The sequence below is a fragment of the Paraburkholderia piptadeniae genome, assembly GCF_900007165.1.
In the GTDB taxonomy this organism is placed as follows: domain Bacteria; phylum Pseudomonadota; class Gammaproteobacteria; order Burkholderiales; family Burkholderiaceae; genus Paraburkholderia; species Paraburkholderia piptadeniae.
In genome coordinates this window covers 1-576 of the sequence record NZ_CYGY02000230.1, presented here as the reverse complement: position 1 = coordinate 576, position 576 = coordinate 1, and the positions used below count along the sequence as shown (strand labels likewise).

At 63.2% G+C, this 576-nt stretch carries 1 protein-coding gene; it reads left to right on the top strand.

All coding sequences use genetic code 11. The features are described 5' to 3' along the window. On the top strand, positions 1-576 hold a 576-nt coding region (locus BN2476_RS44945; RefSeq protein ID WP_173819736.1), incomplete at both ends, for an efflux RND transporter permease subunit.

The window sequence follows — 576 nt, the reverse complement described above, 5'->3', positions numbered from 1 at the left end:
CCGTGTATCTCTTCATGACATCGCAATCGGAGCTTGCGCCGCAGGAGGACCAGGGCATCGTGCTGTCGCAGATCCAGGGGCCGCCGAATGCGACGATCCAGCAGATGCAGACTTACGCAGACCAGGTCTTCGACATCTCGAAGCAGTTGCCCGAGTACTCGCAGATGTTCCAACTGACGGGCGCGCCGACGCTGAACCAGGGCTTCGGCGGCGTGCTCTTCAAGACGTGGGACAAACGCAAGAAAGGCGCGACGCAATTGCAGCGGGAATTGCAGCAGCAGTGGGACGGCATTGCGGGCGCGCGCGTCGCCGCGTTCCAGTTTCCGCCGCTGCCGGGCGCGCAAGGGTTGCCCGTGCAGTTCGTCATCAGCACGACGGAGCCGTTCGAGAACCTCAACGAAGTGTCGCAAGCCGTGCTGCAGAAAGCGCGCGAAAGCGGCATGTTCCTCTTCGTCGACAGCAATCTGAAGATCGACAAGCCCGAAACCGTCGTGATGGTGGACCGCGACAAGGTCGCTTCGCTCGGCCTGTCGCAAAGCGATGTCGGGCACACGCTGGGCGCGGCGCTGGGCGGCA